Origin of the sequence: Laedolimicola sp., assembly GCF_051972735.1 — a bacterium.
Lineage (GTDB): Bacteria > Bacillota > Clostridia > Lachnospirales > Lachnospiraceae > Laedolimicola > Laedolimicola intestinihominis.
The window spans coordinates 246-587 of sequence record NZ_JBOKYU010000099.1; the positions used below are offsets into that span (position 1 = coordinate 246).

A 342-nucleotide genomic window follows, 5' to 3' on the forward strand; every position below is an offset into this window, starting at 1 on the left:
CCGGCGTGGATGACGCGGACGCGGACCTCCTCGTTGGAGATCTTCTCGAGGCTCTGCTTGACGGCCTCGGCGGAACCCTGCACATCCGCCTTGACGACGATGGCCAGCTCCTTCATGTCGTTCTGTGCCATCTGGCTGAACAGGTTATCCAGCGTGACCTTCTGGAAGGCGGAGAACTGCTTCTCCTTGGCGGCGGCAACACGCTGCTCGGCCAGCTCACGAGCCAGACGCTCGTCCTCGACGGCCTCGAACAGGTCGCCGGCCTCCGGCACAGCGGTCAGGCCGGTGATCTCCACGGGGGTGGAGGGACCTGCCTCGGTGATCTCCTGACCCTTGTCGTTG

General features: G+C 64.9%; 1 pseudogene. It reads right to left on the minus strand.

The annotated features are described in order from the left end of the window. Positions 1-342: pseudogene (locus ACTRC3_RS11760) on the minus strand (translation initiation factor IF-2); the annotation flags it as partial.